The sequence below is a fragment of the Roseateles sp. FW305-36 genome, assembly GCF_058787015.1.
In genome coordinates this window covers 396,231-419,596 of the sequence record NZ_JBYSZK010000004.1, presented here as the reverse complement: position 1 = coordinate 419,596, position 23,366 = coordinate 396,231, and the positions used below count along the sequence as shown (strand labels likewise).

Annotated in this window: 19 protein-coding genes and 1 other RNA gene; 15 read left to right on the top strand and 5 right to left on the bottom strand. The window is 68.4% G+C overall.

What is annotated here, in order from left to right:
- Positions 1-54 precede the first annotated feature (54 nt).
- From pyrC to AC3WOE_RS10545, 4 genes are all read left to right on the top strand, one after another.
- Positions 55-1,107: a dihydroorotase gene (gene pyrC / locus AC3WOE_RS10560; protein WP_492690300.1), complete on the top strand. Its 1,053-nt coding sequence runs from the start codon at positions 55-57 to the stop codon at positions 1,105-1,107.
- Entirely contained in the window at positions 1,107-1,919 is an 813-nt protein-coding gene (locus AC3WOE_RS10555; protein ID WP_492690299.1) for an NYN domain-containing protein, read from the top strand. Before pyrC ends, AC3WOE_RS10555 begins: the two co-directional genes overlap by 1 nt.
- 86 nt (positions 1,920-2,005) lie before the next feature.
- Positions 2,006-3,391 (top strand): S1 family peptidase, encoded by a 1,386-nt coding sequence (locus AC3WOE_RS10550; RefSeq protein WP_492690298.1) that lies wholly within the window; start codon positions 2,006-2,008, stop codon positions 3,389-3,391.
- Complete coding sequence (locus tag AC3WOE_RS10545; protein WP_492690297.1) at positions 3,364-4,404, top strand: FHA domain-containing protein; 1,041 nt, start codon at positions 3,364-3,366, stop codon at positions 4,402-4,404. The genes AC3WOE_RS10550 and AC3WOE_RS10545 overlap by 28 nt, the downstream gene beginning before the upstream one ends.
- Positions 4,405-4,411: 7 nt before the next feature.
- On the opposite strand, the gene cysK is transcribed toward AC3WOE_RS10545, so the two are convergent.
- A complete protein-coding gene (gene cysK / locus AC3WOE_RS10540) occupies positions 4,412-5,329 on the bottom strand; it encodes a cysteine synthase A (RefSeq protein WP_492690296.1) in 918 nt (305 codons plus the stop codon).
- 40 nt (positions 5,330-5,369) lie between these two features.
- Here cysK and rnpB point away from each other — a divergent pair.
- The 4 genes from rnpB (at position 5,370) to AC3WOE_RS10520 (ending at position 10,060) form a co-directional block, all read left to right on the top strand.
- An RNA gene (rnpB, locus tag AC3WOE_RS10535) (RNase P RNA component class A) lies at positions 5,370-5,815 on the top strand.
- Positions 5,816-6,224: 409 nt separating this feature from the next.
- Positions 6,225-7,805, top strand: a complete 1,581-nt coding sequence (locus tag AC3WOE_RS10530; RefSeq protein ID WP_492690295.1) for a methyl-accepting chemotaxis protein — start codon at positions 6,225-6,227, stop codon at positions 7,803-7,805.
- A 91-nt stretch (positions 7,806-7,896) separates the two neighbouring features.
- Positions 7,897-9,105, top strand: coding sequence for a multidrug effflux MFS transporter (locus tag AC3WOE_RS10525; protein ID WP_492690293.1), 1,209 nt, complete (start codon positions 7,897-7,899; stop codon positions 9,103-9,105).
- Positions 9,106-9,187: 82 nt separating this feature from the next.
- On the top strand, positions 9,188-10,060 hold the full coding sequence (locus AC3WOE_RS10520; protein WP_492690292.1) for a carbonic anhydrase: 873 nt from the start codon (positions 9,188-9,190) through the stop codon (positions 10,058-10,060).
- Positions 10,061-10,076: 16 nt separating this feature from the next.
- On the opposite strand, the gene AC3WOE_RS10515 is transcribed toward AC3WOE_RS10520, so the two are convergent.
- From AC3WOE_RS10515 to AC3WOE_RS10500, 4 genes are all read right to left on the bottom strand, one after another.
- A complete protein-coding gene (locus tag AC3WOE_RS10515) occupies positions 10,077-10,796 on the bottom strand; it encodes a substrate-binding periplasmic protein (RefSeq protein WP_492690290.1) in 720 nt (239 codons plus the stop codon).
- Positions 10,797-10,879: 83 nt separating this feature from the next.
- Positions 10,880-13,207, bottom strand: a complete 2,328-nt coding sequence (locus AC3WOE_RS10510; protein ID WP_492690289.1) for an ATP-binding protein — start codon at positions 13,205-13,207, stop codon at positions 10,880-10,882.
- 91 nt (positions 13,208-13,298) lie between these two features.
- Positions 13,299-13,886, bottom strand: coding sequence for a chalcone isomerase family protein (locus AC3WOE_RS10505; protein ID WP_492690288.1), 588 nt, complete (start codon positions 13,884-13,886; stop codon positions 13,299-13,301).
- A gap of 32 nt (positions 13,887-13,918) precedes the next feature.
- Positions 13,919-15,475, bottom strand: coding sequence for a methyl-accepting chemotaxis protein (locus tag AC3WOE_RS10500; protein WP_492690287.1), 1,557 nt, complete (start codon positions 15,473-15,475; stop codon positions 13,919-13,921).
- Positions 15,476-15,907: 432 nt separating this feature from the next.
- On the opposite strand from AC3WOE_RS10500, the gene mraZ reads away from it, so the two are divergent.
- From mraZ to mraY, 7 genes are read left to right on the top strand one after another with little or no spacing between them, the layout of a single operon-like run.
- Positions 15,908-16,339 (top strand): division/cell wall cluster transcriptional repressor MraZ, encoded by a 432-nt coding sequence (mraZ, locus tag AC3WOE_RS10495; protein ID WP_492690333.1) that lies wholly within the window; start codon positions 15,908-15,910, stop codon positions 16,337-16,339.
- 11 nt (positions 16,340-16,350) lie between these two features.
- Positions 16,351-17,292 (top strand): 16S rRNA (cytosine(1402)-N(4))-methyltransferase RsmH, encoded by a 942-nt coding sequence (gene rsmH, locus AC3WOE_RS10490; protein WP_492690285.1) that lies wholly within the window; start codon positions 16,351-16,353, stop codon positions 17,290-17,292.
- A 4-nt stretch (positions 17,293-17,296) separates the two neighbouring features.
- Positions 17,297-17,560, top strand: coding sequence for a cell division protein FtsL (ftsL, locus tag AC3WOE_RS10485; RefSeq protein WP_310263624.1), 264 nt, complete (start codon positions 17,297-17,299; stop codon positions 17,558-17,560).
- Positions 17,557-19,344, top strand: coding sequence for a peptidoglycan D,D-transpeptidase FtsI family protein (locus AC3WOE_RS10480; protein ID WP_492690283.1), 1,788 nt, complete (start codon positions 17,557-17,559; stop codon positions 19,342-19,344). Before ftsL ends, AC3WOE_RS10480 begins: the two co-directional genes overlap by 4 nt.
- Positions 19,344-20,810 (top strand): UDP-N-acetylmuramoyl-L-alanyl-D-glutamate--2,6-diaminopimelate ligase, encoded by a 1,467-nt coding sequence (locus AC3WOE_RS10475; RefSeq protein WP_492690281.1) that lies wholly within the window; start codon positions 19,344-19,346, stop codon positions 20,808-20,810. Before AC3WOE_RS10480 ends, AC3WOE_RS10475 begins: the two co-directional genes overlap by 1 nt.
- A gap of 5 nt (positions 20,811-20,815) precedes the next feature.
- Positions 20,816-22,198, top strand: a complete 1,383-nt coding sequence (locus AC3WOE_RS10470; protein WP_492690331.1) for a UDP-N-acetylmuramoyl-tripeptide--D-alanyl-D-alanine ligase — start codon at positions 20,816-20,818, stop codon at positions 22,196-22,198.
- Complete coding sequence (gene mraY / locus AC3WOE_RS10465; protein WP_492690279.1) at positions 22,188-23,366, top strand: phospho-N-acetylmuramoyl-pentapeptide-transferase; 1,179 nt, start codon at positions 22,188-22,190, stop codon at positions 23,364-23,366. The genes AC3WOE_RS10470 and mraY overlap by 11 nt, the downstream gene beginning before the upstream one ends.

Here is a 23,366-nt window from a genome sequence, read left to right as displayed (position 1 = left end):
CAGGGCGGAGTGTCACCGAAGCCGGACCGGGCGCGCAGACGACAATCCGGTTTTATGACCCAAGCTCCCTTACAGCTCACCCTCACCCGGCCTGACGACTGGCACTTGCACCTGCGCGACGAGGCAGCGCTGGCCAGCGTGCTGCCCTACACGGCGCGCCAGTTCGCCCGAGCCATCGTCATGCCCAATCTGCGCCCGCCGGTCACGACGGCCGCCCAGGCGGTGGCCTATCGCGAGCGCATCCTGGCCGCGCTGCCTGAACAAGGTACAGGCCTGGACTTTCAGCCGCTGATGACGATGTATCTGACGGACAACACGCCGCCGGACGAGATCAAGCGGGCCAAAGACGCGGGCGTGGTCGCGCTCAAGCTCTACCCGGCCGGCGCCACGACCAACAGCGATGCCGGCGTCACCGACATCCGCAAGACCTACAAGACGCTGGAAGCCATGCAGCGCGAGGGCCTGCTCTTCCTGGTGCACGGTGAGGTGACCGACGCCGACATCGATGTCTTCGACCGCGAGGCGGTGTTCGTCGACCGCGTGATGACGCCGCTGCGCGCCGCCATGCCCGAGCTGAAGGTGGTGTTCGAGCACATCACCACCAAGGAGGCCGCCCAGTACGTGACCGAGGCCGACCGCTTCACGGCCGCCACCATCACGCCCCAGCATCTGCTCTACAACCGCAACGCCATCTTCACCGGCGGCCTGCGCCCCCACTACTACTGCCTGCCCGTGCTGAAGCGCGAGGAGCATCGCCAGGCCTTGCTGAAGGCCGCCGGCTCGGGGCTGCCGAAGTTTTTTCTCGGCACCGACAGCGCGCCGCACGCTGCCCAGCTGAAGGAGAACTCGGTCTGCGGCGCCGGCTGCTTCACGGCCATCTCGGCGCTGGAGCTGTACGCCGAGGCCTTCGAAGCCATCGGTGCGCTGGACAAGCTCGACGCCTTCGCCGGCCATCATGGCCCCGACTTCTATGGCCTGCCGCGCAACACCGGCACGGTCACATTGAAGCGCGAGCCCTGGACGCTTCCTAGCGCCGTGCCCTTCGGCGAAGCTCAGCTCAAGCCCCTGCGCGGCGGCGAAACCCTGAACTGGAAACTGATCTCGTGATGACCACCAACAAGAAAGTCGCCTTCCTCGTCGACTTCGACAACGTCGCCACCGACGTCATCGAGCAGGCGCTCGGCATGGTGTTCAAGGACTACGGCGCCGCCCACATCCGCCGCGCCTACTGCAATGCCGAGCAGGCCCTGCGCGAGCAGAACTTCCTGAAGCGTCTGGGCCTGCGCGCCATCGTCAATCTCGCCATCGGCAAGAACTCCACCGACATCGCGCTGGCGGTGGACGCGATGGAGCTGGCCATCAGCGAGAAGCCCGACGTCATCGTGCTGGTGTCGTCCGACAGCGACTTCGCGCCGCTGGTGCTGCGCCTGCGCGAGAAGGGCGCCTGGCTGCGCGGCTTCGGCCAGCATGGCAAGACGGGCGACGGCGTCATCCAGATCTACGACCAGTTCAACGAGCTGGCCCACGACAGCGGCCGACCGGCGCCCAAGCCGGCGGCCAAGGCTGCGAGGAAGGCGGCAGCGCCCAAGCCGGCCGCCAAGAAGGCGGCGCCGCCCAAGGCCGCAGCGCCGGCTCCGGCGCCCAAGCCGACGCCGGCTCCCGCCCCCAAGGCGGCGCCGGCCCCGAGCGCCGTCGACGCCAACGTCGCCGCAGCCCGGGAAATCAACGCCGTGCTGGCCCTGCTGCCCAAGCTGGCAGACGGCCAATGGCATGACCTCGGCAGCGCCGCCAAGGCCTTGAAGGACGCCGGCCTGCTGCCCAAGTCCGCGCCGGCGACCAAGCTCTTCCGCAAGCACCCGCAGGCTTTCCAGCTGCAGCCCGAGAAGCAGCCCAACCAGGTGCGTTTCGGCCACGGATGATCGGAATGCTTCACGGCCATGTGGCGTGACCAGCGGCTCGTGCGCGCAAAGCAGCTAGCATCGACGGCCTCCACGGGAGGTCTCGTTTGCTGAAGTCCTGTCTGAAGTCCCTGCTGGGCGCGGCGCTGGCCGGCTTGGCCATCGCCGCCGGCGCGCAATCGCCGCCGCCCGCGCCCGCCGCTCCCAATCCGCAGCCGCCGCAGGCCCAGCAGCCGCCTACAGTCTCGGCCAGTGCCCGGCGCCTGTACGAGCGCAGCAAGGGCCAGCTGCTGCAGATCCGCACCCTGCTCAAGACCCAGGACAGCCAGGCCTCGGTGGGGTCGGGTTTCCTGGTCAGCAACGACGGCCATGTCGTCACCAACTATCACGTCATCAGCCAGTTCGCGCTGGAGCCCGACAGCTACCGGTTGCGCTATGCGACGACCGACGGCGAGGGCGGGGCGCTGGAGCTGCTGGACTTTGACGCCCGCCGCGACCTGGCCCTGCTGCGCGCCGTCGACGACGGCAAGGGGGGCGGCGGCAACGGACTCAAGGGCCGCGGCGCACTCGGCTTTCGGCCCCAGAGCCAGCCCCTGGCCAAGGGCGAGCGCATCTATTCCATGGGCAACCCCCACGACGTGGCCTTCGCCGTCGTCGAGGGCAACTACAACGGCCTGGTCGAGCGCAGCTTCGACCCGCTGATCTACTACGCTGGCGGCATCAACCCCGGCATGAGCGGCGGCCCGGTGCTGGACGAGGACGGCCTCGTCGTCGGCGTCAACGTGTCGACGCTGCTGTTCGCCCAGCAGGTCAGCTTCCTGGTGCCGGGCGAATTCGCCGAGAGCCTGGTCAAGCGCAGCCTCGCCGCCAAGCCCATCCGCGCGGCCGCCTGGGGCCGGCTGCGCGACCAGCTCACCAAATACCAGGACGAGCTCGTCACGCGCTTCCTGGCCCTGCCCTGGGAGAGCGCCAACAACGATCGCTACCGCCTGCCGGTGCCCAAGCAGGACTTCATGCGCTGCTGGGGCCGCGGCACGTCGGCCGACACCAAGGGCCTGGACTTCGAGCGCTCGCAATGCCGCATGGACCACGCCCTCTTCGTCAGCGGCAACCTGCAGACCGGCTGGCTGGACATGTCCCACGAGGCCTACGACGGCGCCAAGCTCGGTGCGCTGCGCTTCTCGCGCCAGTACTCGGGCAGCTTTCGCAACGAGCGCCTGGGCGCGGCCGACAAGTCGCGCACGGCACCGTATTGCAAGGAGCAGTTCGTCGATCGTGACGGCCTGCCCCTGCGCGCCGTCGTCTGCCTGCGCGCCTACCGCAAGCTGGACGGCCTGCACGACCTCAGCGTCCTTGTGACGACGGTAGATTCGTCCACCGAGGGCGCCCTGGGCCGCTTCGACGCCCGCGGCGTCAGCTTCGACAACGCGCTCAAGCTCGCGGCGCACTACCTGGAGGGCTTCGCGTGGACCAAGAGCAGCAAGACCAAGTGACGCCGGTCGCCCCCGTGGTGGCGCCCGCCACGCCTGCTGCTGCCGTCGTCGAGCTGCTGGGCCGCGACGGCCGTACTGCCCTGGTGCAGCGCGTGACGCAGTGGCCGGTGCGCATCGGCCGTTCGCCCGCCTGCGACGTGGTGCTGGACGACGCCCACCTCGCTGCCGAGCATGCCGAGCTGCAGCTCGTGCCGGGCGGCGGCGTGCAACTCAGGCTGCTGGACAGCCGCAATGGCGGGTCCGTCGCCGGCAAGCGCCTGCATGCTGGCGAGGAGGCCGCGCTGCCCGAAGGCGGCGCCTTCCAGCTGGCGGGCTGCTCGCTGCGCCTGCGTACCAGCGCCGACGTGCTGGCGCCGGAGCAGTTGCTGTTCGTGCAGCCGGTGCGCCACTGGGCGCTGCTGCCGCTGCTGCTGCTGTCCATGCTGTTCTTCCAGTGGCTGGACCGCTGGACCGCCGTCGACCCCGATGCGCGCTGGATCGACTACGCCTCGCCGCTGCTCGGGCCGCTGGCCTTCGTGCTGGGCTGGGCCGGCCTGTGGTCACTGGCCAGCCAGCTCTTCCAGCATCGTTTCCCCTTCACCACCCATCTGCGCCGCGCCCTGGTCGTCATCGTCGCGCTGCAGGTGCTGGAGTGGCTGCTGCCCGCCGTCGCCTATGCCTTCTCCTGGCCGCGCCTGATGGTCATCGAGTCGCTGGCCACGCCGGTGGCCGGTGCGGCCCTGATCGCCTGGCATGCCGGCCTGGTGTGGCCCGGCGCGCGCCGCATCCTGAACGGCGGCATCGCGGCCCTGCTGCTGCTGGGCCTGGGCCTGCAGCTGGGTGGCCGGCAGGAGCAGCAATATGTCCTCGGCCCGCCCTATCTGGCCAGCCTGCCGCCGCCGGCGCTGCGCCTGGTGGCACCCCAGCCGCCCGAGACGCTGATCGAGTCGCTGAAGCCGCTGAAGGCCGAACTGGCCCGGCAGGCGCGCAAGGACAACGACGGCGCCGTCGACGACGACACCGGCGGCGAGTGAGCGCCGCTCAGGTCTGGGGCAGGAAGCCGTCGACCGACAGATAGCGCTCGCCGGTGTCGTAGTTGAAGCCCAGCACCCGCGCATGCGCGGGCAGCTCGGGCAGCTTCTGCGCAATCGCCGCGAGCGTCGCGCCGCTGGAGATGCCCACCAGCAGGCCCTCTTCGCGGGCGCAGCGGCGGGCGTATTCGCGCGCCGCCTCGGCCTCGACCTGGATGACGCCGTCCAGCAGGGCCGTGTCCAGCACCGCCGGGATGAAGCCGGCGCCGATGCCCTGGATGGGGTGCGGGCTGGGCTGGCCGCCGCTGATGACCGGTGAGGCGCTGGGCTCCACCGCGTAGACCTTGAGCTGGGGCCACGAGCGCTTGAGCACCTGGGCGCAGCCGGTGATGTGGCCGCCGGTGCCGACGCCGGTGATCAGCGCGTCCAGGCCGTCGGGGAAATCGCGCAAGATTTCCTGCGCCGTCGCCTTCACGTGGATGGCCGGGTTGGCCGCGTTCTCGAACTGCTGCGGCATCCAGGAGCCCGGGTGCTGCTCGAGCAGCTCGCGGGCGCGGGCGATGGCGCCCTTCATGCCCTTCTCGCGCGGCGTCAGGTCGAAGCTGGCCCCGTAGGCCAGCATCAGGCGACGGCGCTCGACGCTCATGCTGTCGGGCATGACGAGGATGAGCTTGTAGCCCTTGACGGCCGCCACCATGGCCAGGCCGACGCCGGTGTTGCCCGAGGTCGGCTCGATGATGGTGCCGCCGGGCTTGAGGCGGCCCTGGGCCTCGGCGTCCTCGACCATGGACAGCGCGATGCGGTCCTTGATGGAGCCACCCGGGTTGCTGCGCTCGGACTTGACCCAGACCTCGGCCCCGCCGAACAGGCGTTGCAGGCGGATGTGAGGGGTGTTGCCGATGGTGTCGAGGATGCTTTGGGCCTTCATGCGGAGTCCTGGGCAAAGGTGCTGGGATAATCGCTAGTGTGAAGCAAGCCAGACCGCCGCTGGGGCAAGCATGGAAACATGGCCCTGGAGGAAGGTCCGGACTGCATAGAGCGGCGTAGCAGCTAACGGCTGCCCGGCGAAAGCCGAGGATCAGAGCAACAGAGACGAGTTCTGTGGGGACATCCCGATGGGTGGTCTTTGCGGCGCCAGCGCAAGCTGGTGTGGGGTGAGGCGAAAGCCTCGCACCGTCGCGCGCAAGCGCGAACTGCATAGCACCTCTGCCGGGCTCTGCCCGGCAGAGGTGAAACGGGCAATCTCTACGCGCAGCAACACCAAGTAGGCCAGCGTTGATGCGGCTCGCAGAGCTGGCGGGTAGGTGGCACCGAGCCGGGCAGTGATGTCCGGCCCAGAGGAATGGCGGTCACGCCGTCCGAACCGCAAGGGGAGGGCGGTGCACAGAATCCGGCCTATCGGCTTGCTTCACTCTTTATTTCCTTCACTTCCCCTTCTCCCCCTTGTTTTCCCTCGCCAAGCGCGGCGGCAACGACTAGATTTCACGTTGACGTGACGTTAGGCCTAACGTCATGATGCCGCAGCGCCAGTGGTCGGGTGTCAGTCGCGGGCAGCAGCCCCGGCAGGGAGAAAAGATGATCCCGGAGATCACGAGGATCTCGTCCCGGCTCAGGCCCGGGGGGCGGCGCCAACGGCGGTGCCGGGAGCGCCCCTGTTTGCCCGCCGCGCCATGCCCGGCAGACCCCATTCCCTCCGAAGCAGTTGCGGATCGGCCTCGAGTCGCGGCAAGGCTGTCCACCCATCGAATGAGATTCCACGGTGCCCGAACCGCCCGGATCGAGCACCGGATCCAAGCGCCGGGCCAAGCCAAGGGAGTGTTGAAATGAAGTTGAGCAATCTGAGGTTGCGTGCCAAGCTGATGCTGGGATTCGCCCTGCTGGCGGCCGTGGTGCTGCTGGTATCCGGCCTGGCCCTGAATTCGCTGAGCCGCTCGAACGGCCGCTTCACGGGCTACCTGGAGGGCGTGGGTCAGCGAGAGCGCCTGGCCAACGACGTGCGCGACGCGGCGTCGCGGCGGGCCATCGCGGCGCGCAACCTCGTGCTGGTGACGACGCCGGCCGACCGCGATCTGGAGAAGGCCGCCGTCACCCGGGCCCATGAAGACATGCAGCAGTCGCTGGCCAAGCTCAAGCAGGCGCTGGGCAAGGCGACCGACCTGTCCGACCGCGACCGCGCCCTGGTGGGCGAGATGGAGCGCGTCGAAGCCCAGTACGGACCGGTGGCGCTGGCCATCGTCGGCATGGCGCTGAACGACAGGCGTGATGACGCCATCGCCAAGATGAACGCCGAATGTCGCCCGCTGCTGGCAGCCCTGCTGAAGGCCACCGGCGATTTCCTCGCCTACGAGGAGCACGCGGCCGTCGAGCGCGCCCAGCAGGCCGAGAGCGCCTATGGCAGTGACCGCCTGCTGATGCTGGGCGCCTGCATCGCCGCGGTCGCCGCCGCCGTGCTGCTGGGCCTGGCGCTCAGCAACGCCGTGACGCGACCGCTGGAGCGAGCCGTGCGACTGGCCGAAGCCGTGGCCTCGGGCGACCTGAGTTCCGACATCGTCGTCGACCGCGAGGATGAGACTGGCCAGCTGCTGGCGGCCCTCAAGCGCATGAACGACGGCCTGGTCGACATGGTGGGGCGCGTGCGCCAGTCGGCCGACAGCATTGCCACGGCCTCGCAGCAGATCGCCAGCGGCAACCATGACCTGTCCAGCCGCACCGAGCAGCAGGCCAGCGCCCTGCAGCAGACGGCGGCCTCCATGCAGCAGATGACGTCCACCGTGCAGCAGACGGCCGAGAGCTCGCGCCAGGCCAGCCAGCTCGCCAGCGCCGCCACCGAGGTGGCCGGCCGCGGCGGCGACGTCGTGCAGCGCGTCGTGATGACCATGGGCGAGATCAGCGACTCCAGCCGCAGGATCGCCGACATCATCGGCACCATCGACGGCATCGCCTTCCAGACCAATATCCTGGCGCTGAATGCCGCCGTGGAAGCGGCGCGCGCCGGTGAACAGGGCCGCGGCTTCGCGGTGGTGGCCGGCGAGGTACGGGCCCTGGCCCAGCGCAGCGCCCAGGCGGCGCGCGAGATCAAGGGCCTGATCGGCGCCAGCGTCGAGAAGGTCGAGGCCGGCAGCCAACTCGTCGGCGAGGCCGGCACCACCATGGGCGACATCGTCAGCCAGGTGCGCCGCATGACCGACCTGATGGCCGAGATCAACGCCTCGGCGACCGAGCAGAGCAGCGGCATCGGCCAGGTCAATCAGGCAGTCGCCTCCATCGACCAGGGCACGCAGCAGAACGCGGCCCTCGTCGAGCAGAGCGCGGCGGCGGCCGAGAGCCTGCAGCAGCAGGCGGCCGGCCTGCTGGACGTGATCTCGCAGTTCAAGACGGCCCAGGCGCGCAGCGGCTTCGCCTGAGTCAACCCCGCGACGTCGCGGGTCGGGAGGGGTCGATACACTGGCCGGCAGCCGCAACCCGCGGCTGCCGACTCATCCAAGCACCCCCTCGATGAATCCTGACGCCAGCCGCCTCTGGCGCGCGCCCCGCTGGGCCCTGTCCGTGCTGTTGGCCTGTTTGGCCATGGTCGGGCCCTTCTCCATCGACACCTATCTGCCGGCCTTCGCCGGCATCGCTTCGGCCCTGGATGCGACGCCGGTGCAGATGCAGCAGACGCTGTCGGCCTATCTGCTGGGGTTCGCCTTCATGAACCTCTTCCACGGCGCGCTGTCGGATTGCTTCGGCCGCCGGCCGGTGGTGCTGATCGGCCTGGCGGTGTTCACGGGCGCCAGCATCGGATGCGCGATGGCGGGCTCCATCGGCCAGCTGGTGTTCTGGCGCACCGTGCAGGGCATGTCGGCGGGGGCCGGCATCGTCGTGTCGCGCGCCATCATCCGCGACATGTTCCCGCCGGCGGACGCCCAGCGCGTGATGTCGCAGGTGACCCTCTTCTTCGGCGTCGCGCCGGCCATCGCGCCCATGGTCGGCGGTTTCCTGTTCGTGCACGCCGACTGGCACTCCATCTTCTGGTTCCTGACGGCGGTGGGTGCGGCCCTGCTGGTGTCCAACTGGCGGCTGCTGCCCGAGACCCTGCATCCCAAGCTGGCCCAGCCTTTTCACGTCGGCGCCCTGATGCGCGAGTACTGGCGGCTGTGCAGCAGCCGCAAGTTCATGATGCTGGTGCTCGCCAGCGGCATTCCCTTCAACGGCATGTTCCTCTACGTGCTGGCCACGCCCGTCTTCCTGGGCGAGCATCTGCATTTCGCGCCGCAGCAGTTCTTCTGGTTCTTCCTGTGCTCCATCGGCGGCATCATGGCCGGCGCCGCGGTCAGCGGCCGCCTGGCCGGCAGGATGAGCCCGAAGCGCCAGATCATGCGCGGCTTTCGCATCATGGTGGCGGTGTCGGTCAGCAATGTGCTGCTCAATCTCTTCGCGCCGCTGAGCGCCTTCTGGGCCCTGCCCATGGTGGGCCTGTTCGCCTTCGGCTGGGCGCTGATGGTGCCCGTCGTCACGCTGCTGGTGCTGGACCAGGTGCCCGAGCGCCGCGGCATGGCCTCGTCGCTGCAGGCCTGCATAGGCTCGGCGGCCAACGGCCTGGTGGCCGGCCTGCTGGTGCCCCTGGTCATGCATTCGACCGTCGCCCTGGCCCTGACGTCGGCGGGGCTGATGATGGTGGGGCTGGTGTCCTGGTACAGCGTCAGGCGTTCGGTCGCGAACTGATTTCCCGCCGCTTCCCAACTATTTGTCGGCCTGCAGCCGGGCCGCGGCTCAAGCCGACGGCACAGTTGCCGAAAATCAGCGGATGAAAACCCGCATGACGCTCGCCGCCTGCCTGTTGGCGCTCACCGCCCAGGCCGAGGAGCCCTCCAAGGAGCCCGTGGACGTGCTGCGCCAGCGCCTGGCCGAACGACTGTCCACCAAGAGCGAGGGCACGGCCACTGCCAAGTCGACCGGCAAGACGGCCAAGGCCGCCAAGCCCGAAGCGGCCAAGCCCGCGCATTGGGGCTATGCCGGCGACGTCGGACCCGAGCATTGGGCCGAACTGGCTCCGGACAACAAGCTCTGCGCCGTCGGCACGCGCCAGAGCCCCATCGACATCCGCGAAGGCATCGCCGTCGATCTGGAGCAGATCGGCTTCGACTACCGCGCCAGCAATTTCTCGGTGCAGGACAACGGCCACACCATCCAGGTCAATGTGGCGGCCGGCAACGATCTGACCGTCATGGGCCGGCGCTTTGAGCTGGTGCAGTTCCACTTCCATCGCCCCAGCGAGGAACGCGTCAACGGCAAGCAGTTCGACATGGTGGCCCATCTCGTGCACAAGGATGCCCAGGGCAAGCTGGCCGTCGTCGCCGTGCTGCTGGAGCGCGGGCCCGACAACAAGCCCCAGCCGCTGATCCAGACCGTCTGGGCCAATCTGCCGCTTGAAAAGGGCGAGGCGCTGGCGGCCCAGGTGCAGATCGACCTGAACCAGCTGCTGCCCACCGACCGCAGCTACTACACCTATATGGGTTCGCTGACGACGCCGCCCTGCAGCGAAGGCGTGCTGTGGATGGTGATGCGCCAGCCCGTGGCCGCCTCGGCCCAGCAGATCGGCATCTTCGCCAAGCTTTATCCGATGAATGCGCGGCCCTTGCAGGCCGGGTCGGGGCGCTTGATCAAGGAGTCGCAGTAGGCCGGGCCGGCGCCGCTCAAGGCGTGTAGCCCGCGGCGGCATGGATCTTCTTGATCGTGCCCTTTCTTTCGAGCTGCTGCAGCGTCGCGTTGAGCAGCCTGACCTGTTCGTCGGGCAGCTGCTTGTTGCAGGCCAGGTACATCTCGGTGTGGTTGAAGGTCAGCACCGGCTCGATCCCGCTGATGCCCTGCTGCTTGAGCCGGTACTGGCCGATCAACCGGCCCGTGGCCCAGTAGTCGATGCGGCCCGCGAGCAGCTTCTTGGGGTTGGCGTCGTCGTTGGGGGCCACGTCCACCAGATAGCCGCGCGTCTGCAGATAGCTGACGATGGCGTCGCCCTGGTAGCTGCCTATCCTCATGTTCTGCGCTTCTTCCAGTTGCCCGGGACGGCTGGCCCCGCCGCGGGCAAACAGCGTCCAGTCGTTGGCCACCAGCGGGCCTATCCAGCGATAGAGGTCTTCACGTTCCGGCGTGCGGGACATGGAGTACACGCAGGTGTTGATCTGCAGGCGCGCCATGGCGATGGCGCGTGCCCAGGGATAGACCGCCACCTCGTATTCGATGCCCGCGGTGTCCAGCAAGGTCTTGACGATCTCGGTCGAGATGCCGACGACGTGGCCCTGGGCGTCGCTCATGTTGTAGGGCGGATATTCCTCGGTCGTCAGCACCAGCCGCTGCTGCCCTTGGGCCAGCGCTGGAGCGCAGAGAACCAGCAGGCCGAACGCGAATGTCTTCATGTAGCCTCCCGCGCAACGGTTTGGGACGACTCTAGCCCCGCCGCGCGGCGGTGTACGCGGGTCACCGCGTCGTCAGCAGGGCTTCAGGGCGTTGAGCGAGCTCGCACGGCCTTGGCGCCCGACAACCAGTCGTGCAGCGTGGCGAACAGCTGTTCGGCGACGACCGGCTTGGCGACATGGTCGTCCATGCCGGCATCCAGGCAGCGCTGGCGTTCGTCGTCGAAGGCATTGGCCGTCATGGCCAGGATGGGCAGGGCGGCACCCTGGGGCAGGCGGCGGATGGCGCGGGTGGCATCCAGGCCGTCCATGACCGGCATCTGCACATCCATCAGCACCAGGGCGTAGTCGCCGGCCTTGGCCATGTCGACGGCCTGCTGGCCGTCCGCGGCGACGTCCACCGTCAGGCCTGCGCTGCCGATGAGGGCGACGGCCACCTCCTGGTTGACCGGGTTGTCCTCGGCCAGCAGGATGCGACGCGACTGGCCTGCCGCCAGTTCGGCCAGGCGCTCGCGGGCCGAGTGCGGCCGCGGTGCCGCCACGGGCGCAGTCGGGGCCTGGGCAGCCGCCTCGACGGGCAGGGCGAACCAGAAGGTGCTGCCGCGGCCCAGGGCGCTGTCGACGCCGACATGGCCGCCCATCAGCTCGGCCAGGCGGCGACAGATGGCCAGGCCCAGGCCGGTGCCGCCATAGCGCCGCGTCGTCGAACTGTCGGCCTGCTCGAAGTCGCGGAACAGGCGGGCCTGCGCATCGGGCGCGATGCCGATGCCGCTGTCCTGCACCTCGAAGCGCAGTGTCAGCGCGGCGCCCGGTGCGCCTTCCTGGAGGCGTGCCGCGAGGCGCACGAAGCCGCTGTCGGTGAACTTGACGGCGTTGCCGGCGAAGTTCAGCAGCACCTCGGAAATGCGCTGCGGATCGCCGATCAGCGTGCGGCTGCGCAGGGCCGGCGACACGTCGGTCTCGACGCGCAGGCGTTTGGCCGCCGCGGTCTGGGTCGTCATGTTGGCGATGTTGTCCAGCACCTCGCCGACGGTGAATTCACGCTGCTCCAGTCCGACCTTGCCGGCCTCGATCTTGGAAAAGTCCAGCACGTTGTTGATGACGCTGAGCAGGTGCTCGGCCGCGTTGGCCACCTTCTGCAGCCGCTGCTGCTGCTCGGGCTCGATGGTGTCGCTCTGGGCCAGATAGGTCAGGCCGATGATGGCGTTCATCGGCGTGCGGATCTCGTGGCTCATATTGGCCAGGAAGGCGCTCTTGGCCAGGCTGGCGGCCTGGGCGGCCTGGGTGGCTTCGGCCAGCTCGGCGGTGCGCGCCTCGACGAGTTCCTCGAGGTGGTGGCGGTAGCGCTCCAGCTCCAGCGCGTCGCGACGCTGGCGCGAGATGTCGGTCAGGAAGCCGTGCCACAGCACGCTGCCGTCGGCCTCGCGCTGGGCGATGGCATTGCCGTAGATCCAGCGCTCGCTGCCATCGGCCTGCGGCGTGCGGAACTCCTGCTGCCAGGGGCTGAGGTTGCGGGCCGAGGCCAGCAGGCTCTCGCGCACGGCGGCGCGGTCGTCGGGGTGGATGCGCTCGAACCAGGGGGCGGCGCTGCGACTCAGCTCGGCGCTGCCGAGCAGGAAGTATTCGCGCACCGCCTCGCTGACATAGGCGAAGGAGAACTCCCCGTTGACCGCCAGGCGCAGCTGGTAGACGACGCCGGGCACGGTCTCGGCCATGCCGCGCAGGCGCTCGATAAGGTTGCGCTGGGCGTCGAACTGCTGCTGCAGCGCGTCGCGCATGTGCTCGAGGTGGCCGCCGAGCAGGCCGATTTCGTCCTGGCGGGTGTGCTCCAGCTTGGCGTTGAAGCGGCCCTCGGCGAGGTCGTTGGCGAAGTCGCCGAGCTCGCGCAGCGGGCGGAACAGGCGTGAATTGAGCAGCCACAGCACCAGGGCCAGCGAGGCCAGCAGCTGGCCGCCGACGGTGGCGCCGTAGAGCCAGCGCTGGCGTAGCACGGCCGTCGTGCTGAGGTGGTCGTCGATCTCGATCTGGATATGACCGATGCGGGTGGCGCCGCGCAGGATGTCGCGCTCGCCGGTCAGGGTCTGGCCCAGGCGCCGCTCGGGCAGGTGGTTCTCGATGAAGGGCAGGCCCTGCGAGGCGTCGCTGACGCTGACGCGCACGACCTCGGGCGACTTGACGATGGCCGACACGACCTCGCGCGCGGCGACGGCGTCCAGGTTCCACAGCAGCTCGGGCAGGCTGCTGGCCAGCACGTCGAGCTTGGCGTCGAGATCGCGCTGCAGGGCCTGCTCGGCGACCTTGGATTCGCGCAGGCCGATGAACAGGCCACCGACGATCAGGGCCGGAAGCAGCAGGCCGATGCTGGCGCCGAGGGCCAGGGCGGCAAAGAGGGAGGACGAGGGCTTGCGGCTCAAGATGAGGTCATGCTGCCATGAGTTCGGGCCGCCAAAGGCAAAACACGCCACGTCGCGGTGGCGGCATGGCGTGTTTCGTGGCGCATGTACGTCAGCCCTTGCCCAGCAGCTGGGGCTTCAGCGAGGAGTCGACCGGCTTGTCGCCCAGCCAGATCTTCAGCACCGCGTTGTAGAAGGCAACGTCCTTCATGGGCTCGCCGATGGGCTTGCCGTTGAGGTACATGACGGTACCGGTGTCGGGCACCCAGTCCACGGTGATGATGTCGCCCTTCTTGCCCTGGGGGATGTTGACGAAGGTCTCGCCGAATTGGGCGAGCTGGTTGACGAACTTGGAGCGCTCGGCCTTGTCGGTGTTGGCCGTGATGCCGGCCATGAAGGCCTGGCCCAGATCGTCGCCGGTCACCTCGCGCAGCAGGCCGAGGCTGAAGCGGCGCGGGCCGGTGGTTTCCAGCACGCCGGCCGTGGTGTCCTTCTTGTCGGGCAGATAGAGGACCAGGGAGTAGACCTTGACGACGATGCGCACGCGCACGCCGGCGCCGTTGACCTTGAGTTCCTTGCCGCCCACCTTGACGGTGTCGTCGAATTTGATGCCGCCGACGTCGATGGCCATCGCCGTGCTGGCCATGCCCAGAGCCAGGCCGAGGCCGGCAATCCAGCGGATGGCTTTGTGCGTCTTCATGGAGTCTCCTGAATCTTTTGGGGGGATGGGGATCAGTGCGCCGCTTCGAGCTTGAAGAGGCTGACGACTTCTTCGAGACCATGGGCCTGGGCGCGCAGCGAGTCGGCGGCGGCGGCGGCTTCTTCCACCAGCGCGGCGTTCTGCTGCGTGCTCTTGTCCATGTCATGGATGGTATGCGTGACACGCTCGATGCCGGAGCTCTGTTCGGCACTGGCGTGCGTGATCTCGCCCATGATGTCCGTCATGCGTTGCACGCTTGCCACCACGCCCTGCATGGTGTTGCCGGCCTGGGCGACCAGTTGGCTGCCCTGGGCGACCTTCTCGACCGAGTCGCTGATGAGGCGCTTGATCTCCTTGGCGGCGTCGGCGCTGCGGCCGGCCAGCGAGCGCACCTCGCCGGCCACGACGGCGAAGCCACGGCCCTGCTCACCGGCCCGCGCGGCTTCCACGGCCGCGTTCAGGGCCAGGATGTTGGTCTGGAAGGCGATGCCGTCGATGACGCTGATGATGTCGACGATCTTCTTGGACGAGGCATCGATGCTGCCCATGGTCGTCACGACCTTGGCCACCACCGCGCCGCCTTCGCCGGCCACCTGGGAAGCCGCCTGGGCCAGCTGGTTGGCCTGCTGGGCGTTCTGGGCGTTTTGCTGCACGGCGTCGGTCAGCGTCTTCATGGCCGACAAGGTCTGCTCGAGAGACGCGGCCTGGGCCTCGGTGCGCACCGACAGATCCAGGTTGCCGCTGGCGATCTCGCTGGAGGCGGACGAGATGGATTCGGTGCCCTCGCGCACGCGGCCGACGATGCCCTTCAGGCTCTCGTTCATGTCGCGCAGGGCCTGCAGCAACTCGCCGGTCTCATCGTGACTGCGCACCTCGATTTCGCTGGTCAGGTTGCCCGAGGCCACCTTGCGTGCCACGGCGACAGCGCCGCGCAGCGGATTGACGATGCCGCGGGTGATCAGCACGCTGGTCAGCACGCTGGCCACGATGGCGAGCACTGCCAGTCCGACCACCAGCAGACCCCGCTTGTGGGCCACCTGATTGGACTTCTCGCCAGCCGCATCCATGGCGGCATTGCGCGTCTGGACCAGCTTGTCCAGCGCGGCCATGTATTTGCCCTGGGCGGCGCGCACCGAGAACTGGTACTTCAGCGGCGCACCCTCGGTGTCGCCGGAGGCCACGGTCTTCACGAAGGCGGCCTGGCCGGCCATGAACTTGGCGCGGGCTTCTTCCACCGCCTTCAACTGCTCCTGGCTGGTCTCGTCGATCAGCAGAGGCTTGAGCTCGGCCATGGTCTTCTCATGGGCGGCCAGCAGGCCGGCGACGGTGTCCAGCTCCTTCTTGATCTGGTCCTCGCCGGTCATGATCAGCGTCGTCATCATGCTGCGCGAGGCGTCGCCCAGCTCCGCCTTGGCGCGGTTGGCCAGGGCCACGGTCTTGTAGTCGCCGCTGATCAGCTGGCTGATCTCGCCGTTCAGCGTCTGGATGCCGAAATAGCCCAGCAGCGTGATCGCGATCAGGCAGGCGATCACGACCGCGAAGCCGGCCGTGAGGCGTTGTCCGATGCGCATACGGGACAAGAAATTCATGGGGGCGCCTCGCGTCTTGGTATTCGGTGGGAGCCCCGGGGTTGAGTTCTTGATCGGCAGGGCTGAAACAGCATGAAATTTCAGCAGAAATTGCGGGGGCCGAAGCATTCTGGGCGGCTCGCTGCAAAGGTTTGCCGTGATTTGTGCGGCAAAACCCTGTCAGACATGACGCTGGCCGGGCGGTCGCCATGGCGCGGAGGCCTCAAGCATGGGGGCAAACGCGATGCCGCCGCGTCCGGTACTTCAAGAAGAACTTCGCAATATCCTGGCAAGTCCTTATTTCTAAAAGGTATTTTCTTCGCAGGCTGTATAAATTGACAGCTGTCGCTAAGTGCTTGATTTCATTGAAAAAACTTGTGCGGAAACTTGACCCGGCAGGGTCTGACCCTTAAAGTGGGAGGAAGTGTCGTTTCGTGGTGAAAAGTGTCGGAAATCGTCTTTCAGGGTGCCTCCAACTTGGCTTTAGATGCCAAGGGACGCCTGAGCGTGCCCAGCCGACATCGTGAGGTGCTGCAGCTGATCTGCCAGGGGCGCCTGACCGTCACCAAGCACCCGGACGGCTGCCTGATGCTGTTTCCGCGGCCGACCTGGGAGGTCTTCCGCGACAAGGTCGCCGCCCTGCCGATGTCGGCCGCCGGCTGGAAGCGTGTTTTTCTCGGTAACGCGATGGACGTCGAGGTCGACTCGGCGGCGCGCGTGCTGGTCTCGCCCGAGCTGCGCAAGAGCGCAGGGCTGAAGAGCGACGTGATGCTGATTGGCATGGGCAGCCACTTCGAGCTCTGGGATGCCGAAGCCCATGCCGCCCATGAGGCCGAAGTGATGGCCGGCCCGCTGCCCGACGCGCTCAAGGACTTCAGCTTCTGATGGGCGGCGAGATGAGTGAGAGCGCCGAGTTCCGCCACACCACCGTGCTGCTGAACGAGGCGGTCGACGGTGTGCTCGCACGCCCCGACGGCGTCTATGTGGACGGCACCTTCGGCCGTGGCGGGCATTCGCGCCTGCTGCTGAGCAAGCTGGCGCCCGAGGGCCGCCTGATCGGCATCGACCGCGACCCCGAGGCCATTGCCGCGGCCGCCGCCATCACCGACCCGCGCTTCTCCATCGTCCACAGCGGCTTTGCCGACATGGCCCATGAGCTGGCGAATCTGGGTGTGCATCAGGTGGATGGTGTGCTGCTGGACCTGGGCGTGTCCAGCCCTCAGATCGACAACCCGGAGCGCGGCTTCAGTTTCCGCTTCGAGGGTCCCCTGGACATGCGCATGGACACCACGCGCGGCGAGAGCGTGGCCGACTTCCTCGCCCGCGCCGAGGAGCGCGAGATTGCAAGGGTGATTCGAGACTATGGCGAAGAACGGTTTGCTGGCCAGATTGCAAAGGCGGTTGTTGCTCGCCGAGAAACCGGTACGCCGCTCACGCGCACCGACGAACTGCGCGAACTCGTGGCTCGCACGGTCAAGACCCGCGAGCCCGGCCAGGATCCGGCGACCCGCACCTTTCAAGCCCTTCGGATTCATGTCAATGGCGAGCTTGAGCAACTGGATCAAGGGCTGAACGCCGCCCTGCATCTGCTGGCGCCGGGCGGGCGGCTGTCCATCATCAGCTTCCATTCGCTGGAAGACCGTCGCGTCAAGCAATTCATCGCCGAACACAGCAAGGCAGTGTTCGACCGCCGCGCGCCCTTCGCCGAACCGGCGCCGCTGGTCCTGAATGCGCTGGGCCGCATCAAGCCCAGCGACGCCGAGGTGGCTGCCAATCCGCGCTCCCGGTCGGCGGTGTTGCGCATCGCCGAGCGCACCGATGCGCCGTTGAAGGGCTGAAGCGGTGGCCAAGCTCAACCTGATCCTGATCCTCGCCGTGCTGGCCAGCGGCGTCGTCTTGGTGCACAGCGCCTACGAGTCGCGTCGTCTGTTCGCCGAGCGCGACAAGGCCAAGGCCGAGGGCCAGCGCCTGGCGGCCGACGCCGAGCGCCTCGCCGCCGAGCGCCATGCGCAGGCCACCAATCTGCGCGTCGAACAGGTGGCCCGCGAGCGCCTGGGCATGCGCGTCATCAGCCCGGCCGTCGTGGCCTCGGGGGTGACGCCATGAGCAAGGCGAACAAGGCCAACAAGGCCAACCAGTCCGGCGCCCGCGCGGTCAGTTACTCGACCAGCCCGCTGCTGGCGTCCAAGACGCCGCCGTGGCGCTCGCGCTTCCTGGTCGCCCTGGTCGGCCTGGCCTTCCTCGGCCTGCTGGCCCGCGCCGTCTACGTGCAGGTGCTGAACACCGACTTCTTCCAGAAGCAGGGCGAGGCCCGCTACGCCCACACGCTGGAACTGCCCGCCAGCCGCGGCCGCATCAACGACCGCACCGGCCAGGTGCTGGCAGCCAGCGTGGCCGTGCCGTCGATCTGGGCCATTCCCAAGGAAGTCGACGCTGACGCCGACAAGCGCCGCGAGCTGGCCAAGGCCCTGGGCCTGTCCAACAAGGAGCTGGAGGTCAAGCTCAACCCCGAGACGCGCTTCGTCTGGCTCAAGCGCCTGGCCGATGACGAGACCGCGGCCAAGGTGAAGGCCATCGGCCTCAAGGGCATCTTCCAGGACCGCGAGTACCGCCGCAAATACCCCGAGGGCGAGGCCGCCGCCCATGTGGTCGGCTTCACCAATGTGGAAGACCGCGGCCAGGAGGGCATCGAACTGGCCTTCCAGAAGGAGCTGCAGGGCCGCGACGGCTCGCGCTCCGTCGTGCGCGACCGCCTGGGCCGCGTGGTGGAAGACATCGGCGACGTGGTGCCGGCCGCCAACGGCCAGGACATCGACCTGGCCGTCGACTCCAAGGTGCAGTTCTTCGCCTACCAGCGCATCCGCGACGCGGTGGCCGAGAACAAGGCCAAGGCCGGCTCCGTCGTCGTGCTGGACGCGCAGACGGGCGAGGTGCTGGCCCTGGCCAACTTCCCGAGCTACGACCCCGGCAACCGCCAGAACCTGTCCGGCGAGCAACTGCGAAACCGCGCCCTGACCGACGTCTTCGAGCCCGGCTCGACGATGAAGCCCTTCATCGCCGGCCTGTCGATGGAGACCGGCCGCAGCACGCCCGACACCCTGGTGGACACCGGCAACGGCAAATACGCCTTCCAGGGTGCCGTCATCAGCGACACCCATGCCCATGGCGTGATCCCGGTGCGCGAGGTCATCAAGTTCTCCAGCAACATCGGCGCCACCAAGCTGGCGATGCAGATGCAGCCGCGCGAGATGCACGAGATGTTCACGGCCATCGGCCTGGGCCAGCGTCCGCAGATCAACTTCCCCGGCGCCATCAGCGGCAAGCTGCGGCCCTACAAGACCTGGCGGCCCATCGAGCAGGCGACCATGAGCTATGGCTACGGCCTGTCGGCGTCGCTGTTCCAGCTGGCCCGCGCCTACACCGTGTTCGCGCGTGACGGCGAGATCATCCCCGTCAGCATGCTGCGCCAGCCGCACGATCATCCGGTCGCCGGCATCCGTGTCTTCAGCCCCAAGGTCACCCAGGACCTGCGCCTGATGCTGCAGGCCGCGGCCGGCCCCGGTGGCACGGCGCCCGAGGCGCAGGTGCCCGGCTACAGCATCGGCGGCAAGAGCGGCACAGCCCACAAGCAGGAAGGCAAGGGCTACGCCAGCCACAAATACCGTTCCTGGTTCGTCGGCATCGCGCCCATCAGCAAGCCGCGCATCGTCGTCGCCGTCATGGTCGACGAGCCGACCGCCGGCGTGTACTACGGTGGCAAGGTCGCCGGCCCGGTGTTCAGCCAGGTCACCGCCCAGACGCTGCGTTTGCTGGGCGTGCAGCCCGACCTGGACGTGAAGAGCCAGATCGTCGCCAACCAGAAGGCCGTCGCCACAGAGGAAAGCTTCTGATGCTGACTCGTTTGAAATCCTCCGACGCCGCCGCTCGCTGGCTGGCCGAATGGTGCACCGGCACCTTGCGCACCGACAGCCGCCAGGTCCAGGCCGGCGATGCCTTCATCGCCTGGCCCGGCTATGCGCGCGACGGCCGCGAGTACGTGGCCGCGGCCCTGGCCGCTGGCGCCGCCACCTGCCTGGTCGAAGAGGCCGACGTCGAGCGCTTCGGCTTCACCGACGCCCGCGTGGCCTCGCTGCCCGGCCTCAAGGCCCGCACCGGCGACATCGCCGCCACCTTCTTCGGCAAGCCCACCGACACGCTGGACGTCATCGCCGTCACCGGCACCAATGGCAAGACCTCGTCGGCCTGGTGGATCGCCCAGGCCTCGGCCCAGCTCGGCAAGCGCTGCGGCGTCGTCGGCACGCTGGGCATCGGCGAGCCGCCCAAGCTGGACTACAACGGCCTGACCACGCCCGATCCCGTGCTGCTGCAGGCCGCCTTCGCCCGCATGCGCGATGACGCCTTCTCGGCCTGCGCCATCGAGGCCAGCAGCATCGGCATCGTCGAAGGCCGCCTGGCCGGCAGCGCGGTGCGCGTGGCCGTGTTCACCAACTTCACGCAGGACCATCTCGACTACCACCGCACCATGGACGCCTACTGGGCGGCCAAGCGGGCGTTGTTCAGCTTCCCCGGCCTGCGTGCCGCCGTCATCAACCTGGACGACCCCAAGGGTGCCGAGCTGGCGGCTGAGTTGACTTCGCTGGACGTCTGGACCACGGGCGTCGAGCGCAGCGATGCCCGCTTGTCGGCCCGCGGCCTGCGCTACACCGGCGAGGGCCTGGCCTTCACGCTGCACGAGGGCGGCGAAGCCATCTCCGTGCAGACCAGCCTGATCGGCGACTACAACGCCGCCAACCTGCTCGGCGTGGCCGGTGCCCTGCGTGCGCAAGGCCATGCGCTGGCCGACGTGGCCCGCGTGCTGGGCCGCGTGACGCCCGTGCCGGGCCGCATGCAGCGCGTCGGCAATGGCCGCGAATTGCCCCAGGTCGTCGTCGACTACGCCCACACGCCGGATGCGCTGGACAAGGCGCTCTCGGCCCTGCAGGGTCTGGCCCAGGCGCGCGGCGGCGAGCTGGTCTGCGTCTTCGGCTGCGGCGGCGACCGCGACCGCGGCAAGCGCCCGCAGATGGGCGCCATCGCGGCCCGCCTGGCAGGCCGCGTGGTCGTCACCACCGACAACCCGCGCACCGAAGCGCCGGTCCAGATCATGGGCGACATCGCCGTGGCCGCACCCGACGCCCTCGTCATCGAGGCCCGCGAGGAAGCCATCCGCGCGGCCATCACCGAGGCCGGTTCGCGCGACATCGTGCTGATCGCCGGCAAGGGCCACGAGGACTACCAGGAAGTGAACGGCGTGCGCCGACCCTTCTCCGATGTGGCCGAGGCGCGCGCGGCGCTGCTCGAAAGGGCGGGTCTGTGAACTTCCTGACCCTGGCCCAAGCCCAAGCCCTGCTGCCCGGCTCGACGCTGGTGGGCGACGGCGACGATATTGGCAATTTGGGCTTCGCCCGCGTGCACAGCGACACGCGTACGCTCAAGGCCGGCGATCTCTTTGTCGCCCTGCGCGGTGAACGCTTCGACGCCAACGACTTCATCGCCCAGGCTGCGCAAGCCGGCGCCGTGGCAGCGCTCGCCGAACGCAACCTCGGCGATCTGCCCGGCCTGCTGGTTCCGGACGCCAAGGTGGCACTCGGCCAGCTCGCCGCCGCCTGGCGCCGCCAGCAGCAGTTGCCCGTCATCGCCGTCACCGGCTCCAACGGCAAGACGACGACGACCCAGATGATCGCCAGCATCCTGCGCGCCTGGGTGGGCGACGCGGCCCTGGCGACCGAAGGCAACTACAACAACGACATCGGCGTGCCGCTGACGCTGCTGCGCCTGCGCCATGACGACGAGGTCAGCCACCGCGCCGCCGTCATCGAGCTGGGCATGAACCATCCCGGCGAGATCGCGCCGCTGGCGGCCATGACGCAGCCGACGGTGGCCCTGGTCAACAACGCCCAGCGCGAACACCAGGAGTTCATGGCCACGGTCGAGGCCGTCGCACGCGAGAACGGTGCCGTCATCGAAGCGCTCGGCAACAGCGGCTGCGCCGTCTTCCCCGCCGAAGACGCCTGCGCACCGATCTGGCTGGAGCTGGCCGGTTCGCGTCCGCATCTGAGCTTCGCGCTGCGCGGCGAGGCCGACGTGACCGGCGACGCCGCCTGGATGGGCACGCACTGGGCGCTGGAACTGCACACGCCCGCGGGCACTGCACCGGTCGCTCTGCACATGGCCGGTGAGCACAACGTGCGCAACGCCCTCGCGGCAGCCGCCTGCTCGCTGGCCGCCGGGGCGCCGCTGACCGCAATAGCCCAGGGCCTGGAAGCCTTCCGCGCCGTCAAGGGCCGCTCGGAACTCAAGCTCGACGCGCACGGCAAGACCCTCATCGACGACAGCTACAACGCCAACCCCGACAGCGTGCGCGCCGCCATCGACGTGCTGGCCGGCATGCCGGGCGAGGGCTGGCTCATCCTCGGCGACATGGGCGAGGTGGGCAACGAAGGTCCGGCCTTCCACCGCGAGGTGGGCGCCTATGCGGCCGAGCGTGGCATCGCCCACTTCTGGACGGCCGGTGCGGCCGCCCGCGACGCCGCCGCCGCCTACGGCGCCAAGGCGCGCGCCTTCGACAACACGGCCGCCCTCATCGCCGCCCTGAAAGAACAACCCGACGCGGCCCAGACCCTGGTCAAGGGCTCGCGCTTCATGAAGATGGAACAAGTGGTCTCCGCCTTGCAAACCCAAACTGGAGACACCCATGCTGCTTAGCCTCGCCCAGTGGCTGCAGGGCCTCTATCCCGACCTGGGCTTCTTGCGCCTCTTCAACTACATCACCTTCCGCGCGGTGATGGCGGCCATGACGGCCCTGTTGATCGGCCTGGCCTTCGGTCCCTGGGTGATCCGCCGCCTGACCGAGATGAAGATCGGCCAGCCCGTGCGTGCCTACGGCGTGCAGGCCCACCTGGCCAAGAGTGGCACGCCGACGATGGGCGGTGTGCTGGTGCTGATCGGCATCGGCGTGTCGACGCTGCTGTGGTTCGACTGGAGCAACCGCTTCGTCTGGGTCGTCATGCTGGTGACCATGGGCTTCGGCGCGGTGGGCTGGGTGGACGACTGGCGCAAGGTCGTCGACAAGAATCCCGAGGGCATGAAGAGCCGCGAGAAGTTCTTCTGGCAGTCGCTGATCGGCCTGTTCGCCGCGCTGTATCTCGCCTTCAGCGTGTCGGAAACGAGCTTCCTCGGCGTCGTGCAGCTCTTCTTCCGCTGGGTGAGCAGCGGCTTCTCGACCGAGCTGCCGCCCAAGGCCGACCTGCTGATCCCCTTCTTCAAGACCATCAGCATGCCGCTGGGCGTCTGGGGCTTCGTGGCCCTGGCCTATTTCGTCATCGTCGGCACCAGCAACGCGGTCAACTTCACCGACGGCCTGGACGGCCTGGCCATCATGCCGGTGGTGATGGTGGGCTCGGCCCTGGGCCTGTTCGCCTACCTGACCGGCTCGTCGGTGTTCGCCAAATACCTGCTGCTGCCCTATATCCCCGGAGCCGGCGAGTTGCTGATCTTCTGCGCCGCCATGGCCGGCGCGGGCCTGGCCTTCCTGTGGTTCAACGCCCATCCGGCCCAGGTCTTCATGGGTGACGTCGGCGCGCTGGCCCTGGGCGGTGGCCTGGGCACGCTGGCCGTCATCACGCGCCAGGAAATCCTGCTCGGCATCATGGGCGGCATCTTCGTCGCCGAGGTGCTGAGCGTGATGCTGCAGGTCAGCTGGTTCAAGTTCACCAAGAAGAAGTTCGGCGAGGGCCGGCGCATCTTCAAGATGGCGCCGCTGCACCACCATTTCGAGAAGAGCGGCTGGAACGAGACGCAGGTCGTCATCCGCTTCTGGATCATCACCATGCTGCTCTGCCTCGTCGGCCTGGCCAGCCTCAAGTTGCGGTGA

Excerpts from the sequence above, each read along its gene's own strand:
- pyrC (WP_492690300.1), top strand. The coding sequence starts at position 55 with ATGACCCAAGCTCCCTTACAGCTCACCCTCACCCGGCCTGACGACTGG.
- AC3WOE_RS10555 (WP_492690299.1), top strand. The coding sequence starts at position 1,107 with ATGACCACCAACAAGAAAGTCGCCTTCCTCGTCGACTTCGACAACGTC.
- cysK (WP_492690296.1), bottom strand. The coding sequence starts at position 5,329 with ATGAAGGCCCAAAGCATCCTCGACACCATCGGCAACACCCCTCACATC.
- AC3WOE_RS10530 (WP_492690295.1), top strand. The coding sequence starts at position 6,225 with ATGAAGTTGAGCAATCTGAGGTTGCGTGCCAAGCTGATGCTGGGATTC.
- AC3WOE_RS10525 (WP_492690293.1), top strand. The coding sequence starts at position 7,897 with ATGAATCCTGACGCCAGCCGCCTCTGGCGCGCGCCCCGCTGGGCCCTG.
- AC3WOE_RS10520 (WP_492690292.1), top strand. The coding sequence starts at position 9,188 with ATGAAAACCCGCATGACGCTCGCCGCCTGCCTGTTGGCGCTCACCGCC.
- AC3WOE_RS10515 (WP_492690290.1), bottom strand. The coding sequence starts at position 10,796 with ATGAAGACATTCGCGTTCGGCCTGCTGGTTCTCTGCGCTCCAGCGCTG.
- AC3WOE_RS10505 (WP_492690288.1), bottom strand. The coding sequence starts at position 13,886 with ATGAAGACGCACAAAGCCATCCGCTGGATTGCCGGCCTCGGCCTGGCT.
- AC3WOE_RS10500 (WP_492690287.1), bottom strand. The coding sequence starts at position 15,475 with ATGAATTTCTTGTCCCGTATGCGCATCGGACAACGCCTCACGGCCGGC.
- rsmH (WP_492690285.1), top strand. The coding sequence starts at position 16,351 with ATGAGTGAGAGCGCCGAGTTCCGCCACACCACCGTGCTGCTGAACGAG.
- AC3WOE_RS10480 (WP_492690283.1), top strand. The coding sequence starts at position 17,557 with ATGAGCAAGGCGAACAAGGCCAACAAGGCCAACCAGTCCGGCGCCCGC.
- AC3WOE_RS10475 (WP_492690281.1), top strand. The coding sequence starts at position 19,344 with ATGCTGACTCGTTTGAAATCCTCCGACGCCGCCGCTCGCTGGCTGGCC.
- mraY (WP_492690279.1), top strand. The coding sequence starts at position 22,188 with ATGCTGCTTAGCCTCGCCCAGTGGCTGCAGGGCCTCTATCCCGACCTG.